The 19,843-nt window shown below is 64.4% G+C and carries 18 protein-coding genes and 3 pseudogenes; 14 read left to right on the forward strand and 7 right to left on the reverse strand.

Annotated features, from left to right (window positions below; translation table 11 throughout):
• Together ACZI8Q_RS05765 and ACZI8Q_RS05770 are read right to left on the reverse strand one after the other, a co-directional pair.
• Complete coding sequence (locus ACZI8Q_RS05765) at window positions 1-588, reverse strand: histone deacetylase (protein WP_463372545.1); 588 nt, start codon at window positions 586-588, stop codon at window positions 1-3.
• A gap of 65 nt (window positions 589-653) precedes the next feature.
• Window positions 654-1,538 carry a PE-PPE domain-containing protein gene (locus tag ACZI8Q_RS05770; RefSeq protein ID WP_463372546.1) on the reverse strand — a complete coding sequence of 295 codons (885 nt, stop codon included), beginning with the start codon at window positions 1,536-1,538 and terminating at the stop codon, window positions 654-656.
• Window positions 1,539-1,637: 99 nt separating this feature from the next.
• Here ACZI8Q_RS05770 and htpG point away from each other — a divergent pair, with 99 nt between their 5' ends.
• The 4 genes and pseudogenes from htpG to ACZI8Q_RS05790 form a co-directional block, all read left to right on the forward strand.
• Window positions 1,638-3,590, forward strand: coding sequence for a molecular chaperone HtpG (htpG, locus tag ACZI8Q_RS05775; RefSeq protein WP_463372547.1), 1,953 nt, complete (start codon window positions 1,638-1,640; stop codon window positions 3,588-3,590).
• A 20-nt stretch (window positions 3,591-3,610) separates the two neighbouring features.
• The gene (locus tag ACZI8Q_RS05780; protein ID WP_463372548.1) at window positions 3,611-4,204 is read left to right on the forward strand and encodes a mismatch-specific DNA-glycosylase; all 594 of its coding nucleotides are present in this window, start codon (window positions 3,611-3,613) and stop codon (window positions 4,202-4,204) included.
• 67 nt (window positions 4,205-4,271) lie between these two features.
• Window positions 4,272-4,517: pseudogene (locus ACZI8Q_RS05785) on the forward strand (VOC family protein); the annotation flags it as partial.
• Window positions 4,499-4,905: pseudogene (locus ACZI8Q_RS05790) on the forward strand (transposase); the annotation flags it as partial. The pseudogenes ACZI8Q_RS05785 and ACZI8Q_RS05790, both read left to right, overlap by 19 nt.
• Before the next feature lie 65 nt (window positions 4,906-4,970).
• Here the strand turns inward: ACZI8Q_RS05790 and ACZI8Q_RS05795 are convergent.
• Window positions 4,971-5,573, reverse strand: coding sequence for a TetR/AcrR family transcriptional regulator (locus ACZI8Q_RS05795; protein ID WP_463372549.1), 603 nt, complete (start codon window positions 5,571-5,573; stop codon window positions 4,971-4,973).
• A gap of 129 nt (window positions 5,574-5,702) precedes the next feature.
• Between ACZI8Q_RS05795 and ACZI8Q_RS05800 the strand changes: the two genes are divergently transcribed.
• The 4 genes from ACZI8Q_RS05800 (at window position 5,703) to ACZI8Q_RS05815 (ending at window position 8,868) form a co-directional block, all read left to right on the forward strand.
• Window positions 5,703-6,560 (forward strand): NmrA/HSCARG family protein, encoded by an 858-nt coding sequence (locus ACZI8Q_RS05800; protein ID WP_463372550.1) that lies wholly within the window; start codon window positions 5,703-5,705, stop codon window positions 6,558-6,560.
• Between the two features lie 28 nt (window positions 6,561-6,588).
• Complete coding sequence (locus ACZI8Q_RS05805) at window positions 6,589-7,029, forward strand: nitroreductase family deazaflavin-dependent oxidoreductase (protein WP_463372551.1); 441 nt, start codon at window positions 6,589-6,591, stop codon at window positions 7,027-7,029.
• A gap of 189 nt (window positions 7,030-7,218) precedes the next feature.
• The gene (locus ACZI8Q_RS05810; protein WP_463372552.1) at window positions 7,219-7,476 is read left to right on the forward strand and encodes a VOC family protein; all 258 of its coding nucleotides are present in this window, start codon (window positions 7,219-7,221) and stop codon (window positions 7,474-7,476) included.
• An 81-nt stretch (window positions 7,477-7,557) separates the two neighbouring features.
• Window positions 7,558-8,868, forward strand: a complete 1,311-nt coding sequence (locus ACZI8Q_RS05815) for a WS/DGAT domain-containing protein (RefSeq protein WP_463372553.1) — start codon at window positions 7,558-7,560, stop codon at window positions 8,866-8,868.
• Window positions 8,869-8,923: 55 nt separating this feature from the next.
• Here ACZI8Q_RS05815 and ACZI8Q_RS05820 read toward each other — a convergent pair whose 3' ends face one another.
• Window positions 8,924-10,627, reverse strand: a complete 1,704-nt coding sequence (locus ACZI8Q_RS05820; RefSeq protein ID WP_463372554.1) for a fumarate hydratase — start codon at window positions 10,625-10,627, stop codon at window positions 8,924-8,926.
• A gap of 145 nt (window positions 10,628-10,772) precedes the next feature.
• Here ACZI8Q_RS05820 and ACZI8Q_RS05825 point away from each other — a divergent pair, with 145 nt between their 5' ends.
• Together ACZI8Q_RS05825 and ACZI8Q_RS05830 are read left to right on the forward strand one after the other, a co-directional pair.
• Complete coding sequence (locus ACZI8Q_RS05825; RefSeq protein ID WP_463372555.1) at window positions 10,773-11,528, forward strand: lysostaphin resistance A-like protein; 756 nt, start codon at window positions 10,773-10,775, stop codon at window positions 11,526-11,528.
• Between the two features lie 75 nt (window positions 11,529-11,603).
• Window positions 11,604-12,599 carry an SDR family NAD(P)-dependent oxidoreductase gene (locus ACZI8Q_RS05830; protein WP_463372556.1) on the forward strand — a complete coding sequence of 332 codons (996 nt, stop codon included), beginning with the start codon at window positions 11,604-11,606 and terminating at the stop codon, window positions 12,597-12,599.
• Window positions 12,600-12,624: 25 nt separating this feature from the next.
• Here ACZI8Q_RS05830 and ACZI8Q_RS05835 read toward each other — a convergent pair whose 3' ends face one another.
• Window positions 12,625-13,776 (reverse strand): NADH:flavin oxidoreductase, encoded by a 1,152-nt coding sequence (locus ACZI8Q_RS05835; protein ID WP_463372557.1) that lies wholly within the window; start codon window positions 13,774-13,776, stop codon window positions 12,625-12,627.
• A gap of 105 nt (window positions 13,777-13,881) precedes the next feature.
• Here ACZI8Q_RS05835 and ACZI8Q_RS05840 point away from each other — a divergent pair.
• The 4 genes and pseudogenes from ACZI8Q_RS05840 to ACZI8Q_RS05855 form a co-directional block, all read left to right on the forward strand.
• Window positions 13,882-15,231 (forward strand): annotated as a pseudogene (locus ACZI8Q_RS05840) (chloride channel protein); the annotation flags it as partial.
• Window positions 15,232-15,547: 316 nt separating this feature from the next.
• Window positions 15,548-16,447 (forward strand): restriction endonuclease, encoded by a 900-nt coding sequence (locus ACZI8Q_RS05845; protein WP_463372558.1) that lies wholly within the window; start codon window positions 15,548-15,550, stop codon window positions 16,445-16,447.
• Between the two features lie 113 nt (window positions 16,448-16,560).
• The gene (locus tag ACZI8Q_RS05850) at window positions 16,561-17,766 is read left to right on the forward strand and encodes a serine hydrolase domain-containing protein (RefSeq protein ID WP_463372559.1); all 1,206 of its coding nucleotides are present in this window, start codon (window positions 16,561-16,563) and stop codon (window positions 17,764-17,766) included.
• Window positions 17,767-17,909: 143 nt separating this feature from the next.
• Window positions 17,910-18,638: a DUF1906 domain-containing protein gene (locus ACZI8Q_RS05855; RefSeq protein ID WP_463372560.1), complete on the forward strand. Its 729-nt coding sequence runs from the start codon at window positions 17,910-17,912 to the stop codon at window positions 18,636-18,638.
• A 21-nt stretch (window positions 18,639-18,659) separates the two neighbouring features.
• Here the strand turns inward: ACZI8Q_RS05855 and ACZI8Q_RS05860 are convergent, their stop codons facing one another.
• Together ACZI8Q_RS05860 and ACZI8Q_RS05865 are read right to left on the reverse strand one after the other, a co-directional pair.
• Window positions 18,660-19,154 (reverse strand): nuclear transport factor 2 family protein, encoded by a 495-nt coding sequence (locus ACZI8Q_RS05860; RefSeq protein ID WP_463372561.1) that lies wholly within the window; start codon window positions 19,152-19,154, stop codon window positions 18,660-18,662.
• A gap of 196 nt (window positions 19,155-19,350) precedes the next feature.
• A complete protein-coding gene (locus tag ACZI8Q_RS05865; RefSeq protein WP_463372562.1) occupies window positions 19,351-19,725 on the reverse strand; it encodes a hypothetical protein in 375 nt (124 codons plus the stop codon).
• Between the last annotated feature and the right edge of the window lie 118 nt (window positions 19,726-19,843).

Genomic DNA, 19,843 nt, shown 5'->3' on the forward strand with positions numbered 1-19,843 from the left:
TCAATCCGAGATACGAGACTCGAAATAGGTCATGATCTGCGCAGCGTCCCATCCGTGGGACTCGCGTAGTCCATCGGTCAGCATGTCGAGGTAGGGCTGGGTCGGACGAGTGTGCGGCACCGCATCGAACCCGTGAGGTGCGGTGAAGGTGAGCATCGGAAGGCCGTCACGTTGCCCGACCTCGACGAGTGTCTCGTAGTGGCCCGGTCCGGCCGTGTGCCGCCCGTTGTCCAGGCCTGCGATCACCACCTCTTCGAGCGGGTCGCCGTCCTCGGGGATGCGGTGCATCTCCTGTGCCGCAATGTCGACGAACTGCTGGGCCGTTATTCGGTAGGCCCTGGCCGGAGTCGGCCCGGTCACGTCGTGGTCGTAGAAGGCCACACCGCCGCCCCAGATGTGCGATTCACCGGCGAAGTAGATCCGGCCGGGGAGTTCGACCGCGATGTCGTCGCGCGGCATCGTCGTATCGCGCGCGCCGCCGTACGTCACGGCGGCGCCGGGTGGGCGGCCACCGTCGATGTAGCACGCCAACCGGGTCCGGCTCATGTTCGAGCCGTAACTGACGTACCAGACTTCTGATCCGATCATTCGGTCATTATGCCCAAACGGGCAATCGCTCTCCGTGGCCTCAGGCTGCCGAGGTCAGCGTGGCCTCAGGCTGCCGAGGTCAGCGTCGATTCAGCGTTACGTACCGGACCGGGGACGGCGAACGTGGCCTGGACTTGCAACCATTGGGCGAGAATGGTGCACCCTGTCAGACCGCTCGCATCGAACGGTTCGCTTGCGTAGGCGATGTGCCGCCCGCCACGGCGATTGCGCACCCGCACGCCGCGCCACGCCAACCGGGGCGGCAGATAGCCGAGAATCTCGTGCAGGGCGGTACGGATGCGGTGAGTGTCACGACGCCACTGTTGCGGCGAGAGGCGGGTTTTGGCCGCATTCTGGAAGCTGTTGTCGCGTAGCAGTCGCCAGAGCTCGTGGCGCCAGACCTGATGCCCTCTCAGCGACATCCATTCGGTGAGGTCGGCCAGGTCGCGCACGAAGCTGTCATCGCTCGCATTGCAGATCATGTCGCGAGGATCGGCGATCCAATGCACGGGGATCGAACCGGGGAGCGGAGGGCCGGTACCGGCCACACCGTGACCGTCGCACCCAGGAGCGGCGGCGTCCGGTTGCTCGGGGTCCGATATCAACCCCACTGCGACCACGTTCCGAAGATCTGTGCGCCCGAGAGCGGCGTCACCGAGAACCTCGCGGATAACCGTGCAACCCTGCGAATAGCCGATGAGCATCACCGGGCCGGTGGTGTCGACAACAGTGGTCGTCAGGTTCCGTACGCCCACGCTGGTGCTGTGACGATAGCTCAGGCCTCCCGAGGCCACCGGCCCGTACGACGCGGGGTAGCCGACCCACCGTGATTCGAATCGATCGTCGAGACCGTCGGTGACGCCACGCAGCAGCCCGGACACACGCGTACGACGATCCTGAGGGTAGGACTCGCCTGTTCCCCCGACGGCGAGCACGGTCATGGAGGGCATGCCTCGATGATGCCGGGTGAGTATGAGACGAGACTGAGAATTGACCTGGGTATCATTCTCGAACCGAACTTGCAGGTTCTGCTGCCGAAGGGAATCGATTTGAACACGCATGTAGGAGAACAGGGCACCGGGCCGGAGCAGCGAGAGTTTCAAGCGGAAACTCGGCAACTGCTCGACCTGATGGTCCACTCCATCTACTCCAACAAGGACTCGTTCCTGCGGGAACTGGTCTCCAACGCTTCGGACGCGCTCGACAAGCTTCGTCTCGAGGCCTACCAGGACAAGGATCTCGAGGTCGACACCTCGGATCTGCACATCGAGCTCGACGTCGACAAGAGTGCACGCACCCTCACCATCCGCGACAACGGCATCGGTATGACTCGGGACGAGGTCGTCGACCTGATCGGCACGCTCGCCAGGTCGGGAACGGCGGAGGTGCGGCGGAAGCTCAAGGAAGCCAAAGACGCGGCCGCGTCGGAAGAGCTGATCGGACAGTTCGGTATCGGCTTCTACTCGACGTTCATGGTCGCCGACAAGGTGACGTTGACGTCGCGCCGGGCAGGTCAGGAGCAGGCAACTCGCTGGGAATCGACTGGCGAGGGCACGTACACCATCGAAACGCTGGACGACGCGCCGGTCGGTACGTCCGTCACGCTCCACCTCAAGCCCGCGGATACCGACGATCACCTGCACGATTACACGTCGGAATCGAAGCTGCGCCAGCTCGTGAAGCACTACTCGGACTTCATCGCCTGGCCGATCCGCATGGAGGTCGAGAAGACGACACCCGCCACCGAAGAGGGCGGCGAGGACCAGGTCACGATCGAGACCGAGACTCTCAACTCGATGAAGGCACTGTGGGCGAAGTCCAAGGACGAGGTCACCGAGGACGAGTACAAGGAGTTCTACAAGCACGTCGCCCACGCCTGGGACGAGCCGCTCGACATCATTCCGATGAAGGCGGAAGGCACGTTCGAGTACCAGGCGTTGCTGTTCATCCCCAGTCACGCACCGTTCGACCTGTTCATGCGTGAACGTCAGTCGGGTGTGCACCTGTATGTCAAGCGGGTGTTCATCATGGACGACTGCGACCAGCTGATGCCGGAGTACCTGCGGTTCGTCAAGGGCGTGGTCGACGCTCAGGACCTGTCGCTGAACGTCTCGCGGGAGATCCTGCAGCAGGATCGGCAGATTCGCGCGATCCGTCGTCGACTCACCAAGAAGGTGCTGTCGACCATCAAGGACATGAAGTCGGAGCGCCCGGACGACTACCGCACCTTCTGGGGTGAGTTCGGGACGGTCATGAAGGAAGGCCTGCTGTCCGACACCGACAACCAGGAGACGCTGTTGTCGCTGTCGTCGTTCGCCTCGACGAACAGCGACGAGGAGCTCACCACCCTGGCCGACTACGTGTCCCGTATGAGGGACGGCCAGGAGCAGATCTACTACGCAACCGGTGAATCGCGGCAGCTGGTCGAAAGCTCCCCGCATATGGAGGCGTTCAAGGCCAAGGGTCTCGAGGTGCTGCTGCTGACCGATCCGGTGGACGAGATGTGGGTCGGCTCGGTTCCCGAGTTCGAGGGCAAGTCCTTCCAGTCGATTGCCAAGGGTGAGGTCGACCTCGACACCGAGGAGGACAAGAAGGCTGCGGAGGAAGAGCGCACCGAGAAGGAGAAGGAGTTCGGCGATCTCCTCACGTGGATGTCCGAGTCCTTGCAGGAGCAGGTGAAGGAAGTGCGGCTGTCCAGTCGCCTCACGACATCGGCGTCCTGCCTCGTGGGAGATACGTTCAGCATGTCGCCGGCCTTGGAGCGGATGTATCGCGCTTCGGGTCAGCCGGTTCCGAAGACCAAGCGGATTCTCGAGCTCAACCCTGACCACCAGCTGGTGTCCGCGCTCAAGACCGCTCAGGTGGACCGTGCCGACGATCCGCGCCTCGCAGAGACAGCCGAGATTCTGTACGACATCGCGCTGCTGGCGGAGGGCGGACAGCTCGAGGACCCCGCACGGTTCGCCACGCTGCTCGGCGACCGCCTGGCAGGAACCGTGTGACAGGCGTAGTGCGTTAGGTGATGGCGGCACGGGCTCGGTTCAGCAGAGCCGAACTGGAGTCCTTTCGTGATGCCGAAGTCCCGGACCTCGTCGGTCCGGGACTTCGGCTGCTGTTCGTAGGGATCAACCCGGGTTTGTGGACAGCCGCAACCGGAGCGCATTTCGCGCGTCCGGGAAACCGCTTCTTCCCGGCGCTGGAGGCTGCAGGCATCATCGAGCGTCCGATCGACCCGACCTCCGGGCTGTCGACGGTGGATCGTGACTACCTGATGGCGCGCGGTGTGGGGATCACCAACGTGGCCTCGCGCGCTACCGCGAAAGCCGACGAACTCACCACCGAGGAACTCGTCGAAGGCGCTCGCCGCGTGCGAGACAAGGTTCGGTTCCTGTCGCCGAAAGTCGTTGCCGTTGCCGGAATTACCGCCTATCGGACCGGGTTCGGCGTGAAGTCCGCCAAGGCCGGCAGGCAACCGGTCGATATGGAAGGCGCCGAATTGTGGGTGGTACCGAACCCGAGCGGGCTCAACGCCCACGAAACCGTGGCGACGTTAGCGCTCGTGTACCGACAGGCCGCCGAGGCGGCCGGGATAATCGGCCACACACTGCCCGCTTGACCTCAATCAAAGTTGAAGTGGCCCGCCTGTTTCTCCGGGACTCGGGACCGTTCCGCTTCACCGCACGTTCGGGCTTGATGGTCAGTGGTTCACCGCAGTGGATTCCGTCGTCGAGCAACCCTTCGATTTCGCCGAAGAAAGGTCGCTGATGCTCAACGCCGACGGGCAGTCCGAGATCGACCGATACTGGTACGTCCTGTCGACCGTGCCCGAATCCGAGCAGTGCGGGGGGGCAAGGTCTAAGGTCTCCTACGGACCGAGTTGGCAGGTCGTTCCCGCCGAAAGCGGGATATCTTGCAGGTCGACTACGTGAATCTGTGGGTGGACGGGATCCACCCAAAAGTCCGGCTCCAGCAGGAAGAGCTTTGTGTGCTGGTGATGCTGGGGGTGCGCGCCGCCGGTCGCAAGGAACCCGTCGCCCTCACCGACGGCTACCGCGAATCCACCGAGTCGTGGTCGGACCTGCTGCGGGACTGTCGTCGCCGCGAGATGTGCGCCCCGGCACTGGCGGTCGGCGCCGGGACGCTGAGGTTCTGGAAGGCGCGCTGCGGGAAGTGTTCCCCGACACCCGCGAGCAGCGCTGCCGGTTCCACAAACAAGCAAGCGTGCTCGCCGCGTTGCCGAAGTCGGCGTATCCGGGTGCGATGGCGGCGATGAAGGACATCTACAACGGGGAGGACATCGACAAGGCGCAACTCGCGTGCGGTCACCAAGAGCCCGGGTTCGAGGACGGCGGGCTGTCAACGCCCCGACGGGGTCTCGTTTGTCAGTTGGGCGAGGTGGGATCGATGAGGGCGTGCAGCGCTGGGCTGGTGAGACCCAAGAGTTCGTCCGGGTCGAGGTCGGCGAGGTCGGGGATATCGAGTAGATAGCGCTGGGTGGCGATACCCATGAGGACGGCGCTGACCAGTGCGGCGCGCTTCCTGGCGTCGGTGACGTCGGTGGTGGCTGCTATCGCGGGCACGATGTAGTCGCTGAGGTGTGTTCGCAGGATGTCGGCGGCTTCGGCGCTGGTCATGCTGGCGCGAATCAAGACGGCCATCGCACTGTAGGGATCTTCTGCCCAGGCGGCGAGCATCCCCCGCAGCAGGTTGTCGGCGGTGCGGCCAGGTGTTGCGCCGGTGAGTTGGTCGATGGGGATGGTCCATTGCACGGCTTCCCGGAACAGGTCGGCTTTACTGCCGAAATACTGGGTAACCGAAGACTTGTCGACGCTGGCGGCCGCGGCGATCGTGCGGATAGTTGCGCGCTCGTAGCCGACATCGCCGAAAACCCGCCGTGCTGCGTGGAGAATCCTGCGCCGGGTGCGTTGCCCCTTGGTCTCGGCGGCGCCCGGTTCGACACATACGGGTCGTGGATCATCGCTCATAGGCCTCGCCTCCAGCCAATATCCGAGGTCGTGGACAGTCTGCCGACATCATCGAACCCAATTATAGACAACTGACGAGAAATGTCCGTACGCTGGTTGTGGCACACAGCGGCAACGAAGGGATCGAAAATGAGCGCGACCGATACCATCGCCGTCATCGGGGCCACCGGCCACCAGGGCGGGGCCACGGTGGAGGCACTCCTGGAGCGGGGGTTCGCGGTGCGAGCGCTGACCCGCCATCCGGATAGCGCCGCCGCACGTGCGCTGGCAGAGCGCGGCGTGGAACTCGTCGCCGCGGACCTGGCCGACCCGGAGTCGGTGCGCAGTGGATTTGTCGGCGCCGACGCTGCCTTCGCGATGACAGGCTTCATGGGCAACGGTGTCGAGGCAGAGATCGCGCAGGGCGAAGTGATCGGGAACGCCGCCGAAGCCGCCGGGTTGCCGTTTCTGGTGTTCAGCTCGGCTGGCGGCGCCGAGCGACAGACCGGGGTCCCGCACCTGGACAGCAAGGGTCGCATCGAGCAGCATCTGACCGGGTTGGTGCCGCTGAACGTGATGCGGCCGGTGTTCTTCATGGACAACCTCATCCAGCTACACATGATCGGCCAGGACGATAAGGGTTGGGTGGTACGTCTTCCTGTCCCCGGAGACATTCCGCTGCAGATGATCTCGGTACGAGATATCGGCAAGGTCGCCGCGGCGTTGATCGCCCAGTGCGATCCCGGTGCGGCACCGATCGAAATCGCCGGCGACGAGGCCACCGGGCGGCAACTGGCCGAACTTGTCGCCCAACGCGTGGGGGCGCCGGCGCGGTTCGTGGAACTGCCACTGCAAGCCCTCGGTGACAACGAAGACACCACCAAGATGTTCCGCTGGTTCGTCGACGACGCGCCGGCCTTCCACGCCGATCTCGACCGCACCCGGGCGCTGGTTCCCGGCCTGGAGGACCTGCCGGGATTCCTCGCCCGCCAGGACACTCTCGGTTGAGACCGCGATACCGACGGAGGAAATCGTCATGGCTGACAATTGGAATGCGAACATCATCGCCGAGTTCCGTGCCAACGGAGGTAAGGTCGGTGGCCCGTTCACGGGCTCGACACTGTTGTTGTTGCACACAGTCGGCGCCAAGACTGGGGAACCTCGGGTGAATCCGGTGATGGCCTTCGACCTGGACGGTACGCTCGTCATCGCCGGCTCGTTCGCCGGCGCCGACGTTTCCCCGGCCTGGCTGCACAACCTGCGGGCCCACCCGCACGCCCACATCGAAATCGGCACCGACGAATACGACGTGCAAGCGCGGGAGCTGCCCCGACCGGAACGGGACGCTGCGTGGGGCCGTATCACCGCTCGAGCCCCCGGCTTCGCCGACTACCAGGCCAAAACCACCCGCACCATACCCGTGATCGAACTCCAACGCCGCGAACGCCGCCAACCCGCCGACGGCCAAGTCACCTGACGGCTTGCCGATCCACAGGTCGCGACAATTTTCGGCGATGTTCATCGAGCGTGCGCGGCGCACTCATCGACTGACTTTCTGACCGTCTCATAACGCCCGCATCCTTTCGCCTCGAGGAAATTGGTGGTCCTCTGTGCCACGGTAGACGGGTCTACTGTGGTCCCGAGACGTGTTAGGAAGGACTGCACAATGACCGGCACCGCTACCTCCCGTCCCGCGATCGGCATGATCTCGATGATGACTCCAGATCCGCGCCGCCTCGCCGCTTTCTGGTCCGAAGTGATGGGACTCCCCATTGCCGAAGGCGCATCGGATGACGTCGTCATGCTCGACTTGGATCATGAAGTCGGTCCGATCACCTGGATCATCGAACGCTCCGACGAGGTCGCCGACGGCACTGCGCCGGTACCGGTTCCGCGTCTTCGCCCCGCGTCCGGTCTGACGTGAGCGGTGCCAGGTGAGCAGGTCTTCTACTCGATCGGATAGGTGGGGGCAGTCGTGCAACGGATGAGTCCGCGGGATGCACTCATGTACTGGATCTCGGAGAAGATCCCGAACGATCAGTTTCTGTTGTATGCGTTCGACGCTGCCGACGTGGACCCCGACCTCCTTCAGGAGTGGGTGTGCGAACGCGCCGAACGAGTGGCAGACCTGCGTCTCGTCGTCCGTGATGTACCGAACACGGTGGACTACCCGATGTGGGTGGACAGCGAAATCGGTGACGAACGTGTCGTCCTGCATCAGCTGGCTGGTTCGACGTGGACGGAATGCAGGGGAGTCGTCGCCGGACTGCTCGGGACCGGTGTGGACGCCCGCCTCAGCCCGTGGACCCTGCATCTGTTCCCCGATGTTCGGGGGGTTCCCGAAAGCCGGTCCGGTACCGCTCTCGTTGCCGTGTTGCAGCTTTCACATGCACTTGCGGACGGCAAACGCGCCGCCGAAATCTCCAGGGAGCTGTTCGGTCCCGAGATGCCCGGTCGCCTTGGTCCTCCGCCGCGGACGCCGTCGACGCCGCTACTGGTTGCGTTGGGGTTGATCCGGACGCCGTGGTTGATCGGAAAGATGGTGGCCGCGAGTTTTCGTTCGTATCGGGCATATCGGGAATCGGAGGCATTGACGGCACAAGGTGCGATACCTCCGAGACTCGACGGCCGCGAGTTGACCATGCTGAACGCGGATCCGCACGGTCGCCACGGTATTCGGGTCATCACCCTGCCCGTGGCTGCCCTGCGTGGCGGATCGTCGACGGTCACGGTGACCGTTCTGGCTGCCGTCTCGATGGCTCTGTCCACCTACCTCGAGCGGCATGGGGGCGCGCCTGCGGACCGTCTCGGCGCCGAGGTCACGGTGGCGCTTCCCGGTGAATCACAGTCTCGCAATCACTTTCGCAACGTCGGCGTCGATCTGTATCCAGATGAGAAGGATCTACGTGTGCGGGCCGACCGGATCGCGCAGGCGCTGGACGAGCGCAGGACGCGCGCGCTGCATCCGGTCATCGCATCGCAGGGTGACCCGATGACGGTGACCCCTGCTCCGATGATCCGGGCGGGGGTGCGTAGCTACTCGCCACACGAGATTCCGGAGACCGTATCCGGAAACACCGTTCTGACGAGCGTCAACCGAGGTCCGGCAGACCTCGAATTCTGCGGTAGCCCAGTCTTGTTCACAGCAGGGTTCCCCGCGCTGTCCCCGGTCATGGGTGTGACGCACGGCGTGTACAGCATCGGTGACACCGCGACCGTGAGTGTTCATTTCGGACCCGGCGTCATGACCGATCCGGACGAGTACGAGGAACTACTTCGGCGCGCCCTCGACGAGGTCCGTGTCGCCACCGCCTGACAGTCACGTCAGCTGCTTGCCGCTCCACTGCGTCGTGAGGCCAGGCGTGCGCTCGTCAGGAGACCGGTTCGGGGCGCTTCCCGATGGTCAGCGTGACCTCGCCGGTGTGCGCGAAGAAGTCGTTGCCCTTGTCGTCCACCACGATGAACGCCGGGAAGTTCTCCACGTCGATCTTCCACACCGCTTCCATGCCGAGCTCCTCGTACTCGACGACCTCGACATGCTTGATGCAGTCGAGGGCCAGCCGTGCAGCCGGACCGCCGATGGAACCCAGGTAGAAGCCGCCGTGTGTGTCGCACGCCTCGGTGACCTTCTTGGAGCGGTTGCCTTTGGCCAGCATGACCATCGAGCCGCCCGCGGCCTGGAACTGGTCGACGTACGCATCCATGCGGCCCGCGGTGGTGGGGCCGAACGACCCGGATGCCATGCCGTCGGGCGTCTTCGCCGGTCCCGCGTAGTACACGGGGTGGTCCTTCAAGTACTGCGGCATCTCCTCGCCGGCGTCGAGGCGCTCCTTGATCTTCGCGTGCGCGATGTCGCGGGCCACGACGAGCGGCCCGGTCAACGAGAGCCGCGTGCTGACCGTGTGCTTGGACAGTTCTGCGAGGATTTCCGGCATGGGACGGGTCAGGTCGATTTGCACCGCGGCGTTCTTGCCGGTGCTCGAGACGCCGTCGGTGTCCGCGTCGAGCTGCTTGTCTGTGACCTCGGGCAGGAACCGGCCCGGATCGAACTCGAGCTGCTCCAGGAACACGCCCTCCGGGGTGATCTTGGCCTTGGCCTGCCGATCGGCGGAGCACGACACCGCGATGGCAACCGGCAGCGACGCGCCGTGGCGGGGGAGTCGGACCACGCGAACGTCGTGGCAGAAGTACTTACCGCCGAACTGTGCCCCGATGCCGATCTTCTGGGTGAGCTCGAAGACCTTCTGCTCCAAGTCGAGATCGCGGAAGCCGCGGCCGGTGATCGCGCCCTCGGTGGGCAGTTCGTCGAGGTAGTGCGCCGACGCGTACTTGGCGGTCTTGAGCGCGAACTCCGCCGAGGTGCCGCCGACGACGATCGCCAGGTGGTATGGCGGGCAGGCTGCGGTGCCGATGCCGCGGATCTTGGCCTCGAGGAACTGCATCATCGAGTCCGGGTTGAGAATCGCCTTGGTTTCCTGAAAGAGGTATGACTTGTTGGCGCTGCCGCCACCCTTCGCCATGAACAGGAACTTGTAGCCGTTCTCGTGCCCGGAGGTGGTGTCCGAGTACAGCTCGATCTGGGCGGGCAGGTTGCTGCCAGTGTTCTTCTCGTCCCACATCGTGATGGGGGCGTTCTGGGAGTAGCGCAGATTCAGCTTCGTGTATGCGTCGTACACGCCGCGGGCGATGGCTTCCTCGTCGTTGCCTTCGGTGAGCACGTGTTGACCGCGCTTGCCCATGACGATCGCGGTTCCGGTGTCCTGGCACATGGGCAGCACACCGGCGGCGGCGATGTTCGCGTTCTTCAGGAGGTCGAGCGCCACGAACTTGTCGTTGTTCGATGCCTCGGGATCGTCGAGAATCTTCGCGAGCTGGGTGAGGTGATCGCTGCGCAGGTAGTGCGAGATGTCGTGCAAAGCCGTTTCGGTGAGCAACCGCATCGCCTCCGGCTCGACCTGCAGGAAGGTGCGGCCTCCCGGCCCCTCGACCGTGGACACCCCTTCTGTGGTCAGCAACCGGTACTCGGTGGCGTCCTCACCGATCGGCAGCAGGTCCTCGTAGAGGAAGTCGGCCATTGTATCTCCTGAACAGAAGGGACGGGGGCGTTCGTCCATCAGGTTATCGCTGCGGGGTTCGTCTTCACCGGCGGGGTTGCTCACCACCGCCTTGCTGTGAACTGGATTACACGCCACATCGAGGTGAATCCGTACAGTGGTATGGATGTCTTTGCACAGTACTGCGATCTCTGCTCGACCCGAGGCGACGGCTCGTCCCGCGTTCCATGCGTGGCTCGACGTCGGAGTGGTCGTCGCAGTGCTCGTCGGCACCAACCTGATCGCCCACTTCACCACCGCTTGGGCCGCGATCGCCACCGTGCCCATCGCGGCAGTGATACTTCTGTTCCTGTCGCGTCGACGTGGACTCGGCTGGAGTGAACTCGGGTTGTCACCGCGTCACTGGCGCAAAGGTGCGCTGTATTCACTGGGCGCAGTCGGTCTCGTCCTTGCCGTGATCGCTGTCGGCGTTGCGCTGCCACTGACAAGGCCGTTCTTCCTGTCCGATCGCTACGCCACGATTTCCGGCGCGCTGATCGCCTCGATGATCGTGATTCCGTTGCAGACCGTGATCCCCGAAGAACTCGCTTTTCGCGGTGTCCTCCACGGAACCCTCGAACGCGTCTACGGTGCGCGCGGCGTGTTCGCGGCCGGCTCGCTCATGTTCGGGCTGTGGCACATCGCGTCGTCTCTGGGGCTCACGACCGGCAACGCCGGCCTGACGGACTTCCTCGGCGGCGGAACCACCGGCAAGATTCTCGGCATTCTGGGTGCAGTCGTCGCCACTGCGCTGGCCGGTGTGGTGTTCACCTGGCTGCGCAGGCGCAGCGGAAGCCTCCTGGCTCCAATTGCGCTGCACTGGTCTCTCAATGGCCTCGGTGCCCTCGCTGCGGCGGTCGTCTGGCACGTGACCCTGGCCTGACCTGGCACGGCATTATCGTGTGCCGGAGGCACTGGGCGATACTGTGCGCGACTTGTTCGCCGGCAGAGGAGAAGCGTGCGCGTATTGGTAACGGGTGGGACCGGATTCGTCGGAGCGTGGAGCGCCGAAGCGGCCGCCGATGCGGGTCATCGGGTGAGATTTCTCGTGCGCGATCCTGCGAGGCTCGCGACCGGACCGGGAGCGTTGGGGATCGATACCTCGGACTTCGTTGTCGGTGACATCACCGACCGCGCCTCGGTGCGGCGGGCGCTCGACGGGTGCGATGCCGTCATACACGCAGCCGCGGTGGTCGCCACCGATCCCAAGCGGGCGGACGAGATGCTCGAGACCAATCTGCTCGGAGCCGAGAACGTGCTGGGCGCGGCGGTATCGATGGGGCTCGACCCGATCGTCCACGTGTCGAGCATCGCCTCGCTGTTCGACCCGGCCCACGACATCCTGACAGCGAACCTCCCCGTGCGCGGTGCCGCCGACGCCTACGGGCAGTCGAAGGCCCGAGTGGAGGTTTTCGCGCGCGGCCTTCAGGAGGCCGGTGCTCCCGTCGTGATCACCTACCCGGGGATGGTGCTGGGGCCACCGGCCGGCCGGCAATTCGGTGAAGCTGCCGAGGCCGTCGAAGTTGCGGCGCGCATCAGAGGACTGCCAGGGCGCGCCGCCGCGTGGACGCTCGTCGACGTGCGTGATCTCGGAGCTCTGCACGCGGCGCTCCTCGAACAGGGCAAGGGGCCGCGCAGATTCATGGCAGGCGGTCATACGTCGCCGATCAGTGACATCGTGACTATGTTGGCTGCGGCCACCGGCAAGCGCATGATCACCTACCCGATCCCGGACGGGTTGCTGCGGACGGTCGGCCGGGCCGTGGACAGAGTGGGCAGCGTGGTGTCTTTCGAGACGCCGATTTCCGAGGCAGCGATGGAGTACTACACCAGGATGCCTCGAACGGACGACACCCCCAGCATGCGTGAGCTGGGGGTGTCGTACCGACAATCGCGAGAAATCCTGTCCGACACCGTTTCCGGTCTGCGCGGCGTCGGTCGGATCGGTTCCTGACAAGTCCGACCGTCAACGAACAGGATCAGTAGAGAACCTCTCGGTGCTCGTTGGCGTACGCGACCTGCTTGTCGGTGTCGCCGGTGCGCAGCTTGTTCACCCACTCGGGGTCGGCGAGCAGGGCGCGGCCGACGGCCACGAGATCGAACTCGCCGTCCTCGTACTGCCGCAGTAGACGATCGACCCCGGTCGACTCTGCGGCACCGTCCGGGGTGAATGCGGTGGTGAACACCTTGTTCAGACCGACGGAACCGACCGTGATGGTCGGGACTCCGGTCAGTCGCTTCGTCCACCCGGCCAGGCCGAGTTCGCTGTCCGAACCCGCCAATTCCGGGAAGGCTGCCTCCCAGTGTCGGCGGGTCGACACATGCAGGACGTCCACACCGGCATCGACGAGGGGTGTGAGCATCGCCTCGAGTTCGGCAGGTGTCTGTGCGAGTCGTGCGTCATAGTGGTTCGACTTCCACTGCGAGTACCGGTAGACGATGGCGAAGTCGTCGCCCACGGCCTCGCGAATCGCTGCGACGATCTCGGCGGGGAACCGGGTCCGTGCGCGTAGCGAACCGCCGTAGCCGTCGGTGCGCAGGTTGGTCTTCTCCCACAGGAACTGATCGAGCAGGTAGCCGTGCGCGCCGTGCAATTCGATGCCGTCGAACCCGGACTCCTTGGCGCTGACCGCAGCCGCCACCCACGCATTGCGGAGGTCGTCGAGATCGGTCGTGCTGAACTCACGTCCGAGCGGGACACCGTCGAGTGTGAGACCGGACGGGCTGGTGGACGCCACCTCCGGGTTCAGTCGGGGCCGGTCGCCACGCTCGACACCGAGATGCCACAGCTGCGGAATGATGGATCCACCCGCGTCGTGGACCGAATCGACGACTCGCTTCCACCCGGCGATGCTCTGCTCGCCGTAGAAGCGAGGAACGCTGGTGAACGGCCCTGCCGAAGGATCGGGAATGTACGTCCCCTCGGTGATGATCAGGCCGGTCCCGCCGCTGACCCGTCGCGTGTAGTAGTCGGCGACATCCTGCCCTGGAATGCCGTCGGGGGAGAAAGCGCGGGTCATCGGCGCCATTGCGAAGCGGTTCTTCAGCTGGAGAGATTTGACGGTCAACGGCTCGAACAAGCCGTCCACAGGTAGTGGAGTCTGGGCAAGAGCATCGGAAGTCTCGGTCATGGTCGTTTCCAACCGGCGATGAAGGTCCGCGTATTCCGGGATACCCGGCTGACAGAGCGACAGGGTGGGTAATCTGAATCACGTCACCTGGAGGTGCTTCGTGGCATGAGTCGAGTCGGTGGGTGGATCCGAGGTCTCGGTTACGTCCGCAAGTGGCTCGTGCTCGGAATCGTCATCGGCATCGTGGCCGGGCTCGGCGCGGTCGTCTTCTATTGGGCACTGACCGAGGCGACTCACCTGCTTCTCGGTGGACTCGGTGGTTACACACCACCGACTGCGGCCGGTGACGGCGGTGGCGACCCCAGTGGATCCTTCAGTCGGGCTTGGGCGATCCCGCTGATGGTGTGTCTGGGCGGACTCGTGTCGGGTCTCATCGTGTTCACGCTGGCGCCCGAAGCCGAGGGCCACGGAACCGACGCCGCTATCGAGGCATTTCACAAAGACCCGAAGATGATTCGGGCGCGTGTGGTGCTGGTGAAGCTCGTTGCTTCGGCAATCACGATCGGGTCGGGCGGTTCCGGCGGCCGTGAGGGTCCGACAGCACAGATTTCCGCCGGGTTCGGTTCGTTGCTCGCCCGCGCCCTCGACCTGTCCCCACGAGACGGACGCATCGCAGTCGCGGTGGGTATCGGCTCGGGCATCGGCGCCATCTTCGGCGCACCCCTCGGTGGAGCGCTGCTGTGCGGCGCCATCGTCTTCAAGGAAGACTTCGACTTCGACGTCCTGATTCCCGGTCTGATCACCTCCATCGTCAGCTATTGCGTGTTCGGGACGTTCCTCGGGTTCGGGCCGTTGTTCGGTTACGCCGCACTCGATTACCGGTTCGACAATCCTGGCCAACTGGCGTGGTTCGCCCTCATCGGGGTGCTCGCGGGCGTCATCGGATTGCTGTACTCGAAAGGCTTCTACCTGGCCGTGGCTCTGTTCCACAGGATGCCCGTGACGCGTGCCCTCCGGCCCGCGATCGGGGGACTGATGGTCGGGCTCCTGGCGCTTGCGATTCCGCAGGTTCTGGGGAGTGGCTACGGCTGGGTGCAGCAGACCCTCACACGCGGCACCCTCATGGACATACCCCTGTGGGTGATTCTGGTGTTGCCGTTGGCAAAGATTCTGGCGACCGCGCTGTCGATCGGGTCGGGTGGCTCGGGTGGCATCTTCGGGCCGGGCATGGTGATAGGGGCGTTCACCGGCGCTGCCGTGTGGCGGGCGCTCGAACCGATCGCCCCTGCAGTGCCGGACAGCCCAGCCCCCTTCGTCGTCGTCGGCATGATGGCGTGCTTCGGCAGCGTCGCCCGCGCACCGCTCGCCGTCATGATCATGGTGGCCGAAATGACCGGCAGCATCACCCTTCTCGCGCCTGCGATGATCGCCATCGGATTGGCCTATCTGATCGTGCGCCACTTCGACGAGACCATTTACCGTGCGCAGTTGTCGACCCGCGAGGAGGGGCGCCTGCGTCGGGTACTGGCGCGAACGCCGATCGTCGATGTCATGAACGTCCGGAAACCTGCGATGGACGACGGCGCCGATGCTGCCCCGAAACCTCAGGTGGCCCCGGCTGTCGACCTCTCGGCTTCCGTCGGGGACGCGCTAGCCGCGATGGACGGCTCCGATGGGTCTGTCAGCGTGGTCGACGGAGCCGGCCTCGTCCAAGGGGTCGTGAGCCGCAGCGATATCACCCAATGGTGCATCGGTACAGCGGACACCGCATCCGCGGACACGATTCGACGGGTACTCGGGACCGTGTGAGGACCGGACGGGCTGTTCCGGCATGCTGTTCGGCATGACTGTTCTCGTTCCGCGGTACATCGACCTCCTCTGGCCGGCACTTCAGACAGCCATCGCGTTGGGTGGATCGGCGTCGAACGAGGAATTGAACGGGGCAGTCATCGAAAGAGAAGGCCTTTCCGTGGCGGTGCAGGGGGTGCTGCACGGCGACGGCCCGAGCACCGAGATCGAGTACCGGTTGGCGTGGGCTCGCACCTACCTCAAGGGAATGGGGCTGCTGACGAACAGCCGACGGGGGGTGTGGAGCGTCACCGCCAAGGGCAGAGAAGTCACCGAGGCGGATATTCGACCGCTGCACACGGAGTTCTCCGCCGAGAATCGCAAGAAGAATGCTGCCCGTAAGTCTGCGCAGGCAGCGTCTCGGCGTGCCGACGAGCCGGACACGAATATTGCGGAGGCAGAGAACCAGACCGATTGGAAGGATGCTCTGCTCGACACGCTGCTCACGATTTCCCCGGATGCGTTCGAGCGGCTGACTCAACGATTGCTCAGGGAAGCGGGCTTCTCCAGCGCCTCCATCACGCGGCGTAACGCGAACGGCGATATCGAAGGACTCGGCGTCTACCAGCTGTCTCTGCTGAGTTTTCCGGTGTTCTTTCAGTGCACCCGGTACAGCGGCAGCGTCGGGGCGGGTGCCGTCCGTGACTTCCGTGGCGCAATGACCGGACGCGGCGAAAAGGGCCTGCTGATCACCACCGGCACCTTCACCGGCGATGCGCGTGCCGAGTCCAAGCGAGACGGCGCCCCGCCGATCGACTTGGTCGACGGTGACCGGCTGTGCGAGTTGCTCAAAGAGCATTCTCTCGGTGTCGCGGCCACGACGCGCGTGGTCGAGGATGTCGAGATACGACCCGATTACTTTCAATCGCTCGAGCCGAAATAGAACTGCCGCAGCATTGCGGATCGGCCACGATGGTGGCGCCCGGCCACCAAAAGGCCAACAGACTACGTCGAACGTGTGTACAGAGGAAGTACCTGCGCATCAGAGGAGTGTGTATGTCGATCACGTCGCCACCGCCTTTACCCGGTGGGTGGAACGGGCCGTCGGACCAGATGTGGGTCGACCCCGAGTTCATGCCGCTCGCTGATCAGTTCTTCGCGATGTTCTCGAGCCGCGCCAGCGGTGGCGGGGCGCTGGCGGTCTATCGCAACGGCACCAAGGTGGTGGACATCTGGGCTGGTCATGCAGGTCGGCACCGACGTTGGCAACACGACACCATTGCTCTGTCGTTCTCCACGGGGAAGGGTGTGGCGAGTACCGTCGTTCACCGACTTGCCGAACGCGGTCTCATCGACTACGACTCTCGGGTCGCCGACTACTGGCCCGAATTCGCTGCGGCAGGCAAACACGCGATAACCGTGCGCGAGTTGTTGTCCCACCGTGCCGGTCTGCACCGGATTCGTGGGGTGGTTCCCACACCCGAACAGCTCATGGATCACGCGCTCGTCACGTCCCTGCTGGCGCAGGCGCCACCCTCCCCGAAACGAATGACTGCGCCCGGATACCACGCGATCACCTTCGGTGCGCTGGTGGCAGAACTGGCGGCACGCGCATCGGGCAGGGAATTCACGGAATTGGTACGCACCGAAATCGCCGAACCGCTCGGTGCCCCCGAACTGTGGTTCGTCGTGCCGCGTGAGGAGCGATATCGGATTGCGGGAACGTTCCCGCACATCAACCCGATGTCCCTGCCCTGGGGTCCCACGTCGTCCGCACTGTCGAAGCTTCCGGGTATCCGGAACCTGGCCGACGCCGGTATGCCGGCGGGGTTCGATGCGCTCGTTCGGAATCCGGATCTGCACGACTCCGCCATGCCTGGTTGGAACGGCGTGTTCAGTGCTCGGGCGCTCGCCAAGATGTATGCGGCACTCGCCGGAGGCGGCAGTGTCGACGGTCGACGGCTCCTGCGTCCCGACACCGTCGCGCAGTTGGCCGAGGTGCAGACGACGGCTCGGGACTACGTGCTCGGTATCCCGATGAACTGGCGGCTCGGGTATCACGCCGGCATGATCTCGGCGCGTCACCAACCGCAGCAGGCGTTCGGGCACTATGGCCTCGGCGGTTCCGGTGCGTTTGCGGACCCGGAAGCGGGGCTGGCCGTTGCCTTCGTGTCGAATCGGTTGGGTAACAGGCTGAATCCCATCGCCGATCTGAGGTTGCCGCGGCTCGGGGCTACCGCCCAGACTATTGCCCGAGGGTAGATCCGACGCTGGCACGTCGGTGAAAGAATGTTTGCCAAGTGACTGACGTGGCTCGTGTGAGTGTGGTGGAATGCAAACCGACCGAACTTACCGACCCAGTGGCCGCGGGTGTTGCAGACACGCCGTAGCGTGACAGAAGAGGTATGGGGGCATCCGTGCTGGTGAATAGACGACAGCTGTTCAAGTATGCGGCGGCGGGTACGGCCGCGGTGGGACTGGCCGGAATGTCCTCCACCGTGAGAACGGCCGTGGCAAACGAGAACTTGGGCATTCTCATCGATTACTCGGCGGGTGTGCCCTCTGCGGCGGCGATCGCTGATGCCGGATATCTGGGTGCCATCCGGTACGTCTCCGATCGGCGTCCGGGCGCGGAATGGATGCTGGGCAAGCCGATGCGGGCTTCCGAGGCAGAGGCACTCACCGCGGCGGGTCTGTCCGTGGTGTCGTGCTATCAGTTCGGCAAGGCCGACACCGCCGACTGGCACGGCGGGCTTCTCGCAGGTAAAGAGCACGCGGAGCGTGGTTGGGAGCTCCATCTGGCGGCCGGAGGCCCTGAGAACCGTCCGATCTACGCATCGATCGACGCCAACCCGACGCCGCTCGAATTTGCGTCCATGGTGGCGCCGTACCTGGCCGGATGGCAATCGGTGATCGGTAAGGAGAACGTCGGTGTCTATGCCAACTCCGGCACCATCGAGCTCGCCTCGAAAGCCGGCCTGGGAGCGTGGTACTGGCAACACGATTGGGGCACTCCGGAGGGCTATGTTCACCCAGCGGCGCACCTGCATCAGTACGAGATCGACAAGCGCAGTGTCGACGGCGTCGGCATCGACCTGAACGCCATTCTCAAGCCCGACTACGGGCAGTGGTGACGCTGCCCGGGCGGTAGGGCACTACTTCACGCCCACCTTGGTCATCCATTCACGCGCCGCGTCCGGAAGTGTTCCGGCGGCTTCGGCTGCGCGGCACCACTTCTTGGCGGTTCTGAAGAAGTTCATGGGGTTGTAGGCGTCTTCCTCGTACTTCCAGAGGTTGTCACCGGCGTAGTGGAGGATCGTGATGTTCGCGGCCTCGAACTCGCTGCCGTCTCCCGGGTCTGTCATTGGGTTGTTGATCTCGCACACGACCCAGCCGCGTTCCTCGTCGATCATGTACCAATTCGGGGGAAACTTCGTCATGTGGCTGCCGGGGAAGCTCGACATCGTGCGAACGACCCACTCACGAACCGCTTCACGCCCGTGCATCGTGCCGAAAGCGTGCTCGACGTAGGTGACGTCCTCGGTGAACATGTCCGCGAATCCGGACCAGTCGTCCGTGGCCACGCAGTTCGCCACGTTCTTCTGGAAACTCGCGAATGCTTCTTCGAGTTCGTTGCGGCTCCACGACATAATTACGGGCTTCCTCTCGTCGACCTGTCCGGCCCCAATAAGAACACGTTTCAGTTCTGAGGGGAAGTCTCGTCGATGAACGCGAGCGACGGAGAAGTATCGCTAGACCGAGATCGGCAGCAGTGTAGGAGGATCGGATGGAGTTTCTCGTCATTGGGGATACGCCCGCATGACTCGACCGACCCTCGTGCAGTGATCAGCTCTGGCTGTGTGACGTCTGATCGGGCAGATCGTGTTCGTCTGCCGTCACCACGAGTTGTGGATGTTCTTCCGGCGACTCGTGGTCGCCTCGCCACGCCATCAGGGACCAGCGCGACAGACCCGACAGTGCGGAGCCCAGGCTTCCGACCGATGCCGCGCTTGCAAGCGACCCGGTGCTGAGGGCGGAACCGGCAGAGCCGACCGATCCGATGGACAGGATCGAACCGACGCTGCCGATGGACAGGATCGAGTAGGCAGATCCGATCGAGAGGATGGACCCTTCCGAACGGATGGACAGAATCGACCGATAGTGATGACGATGCGGATCGGTCGACGATGTTGGGCTGGTGGACGTGGCCTTCCTGCGCATTCCTCGGGAATACCACAGGAAAGCTACCGGCAAACGGTAATGCACGAAGTGGGGCCCCCCCAAGTTAAGTGGGGCCCCATCCGGGGATCGGGGGCGGGGAACAGGAACAAGCCCACCG

This window comes from Rhodococcus quanlei (assembly GCF_055231015.1).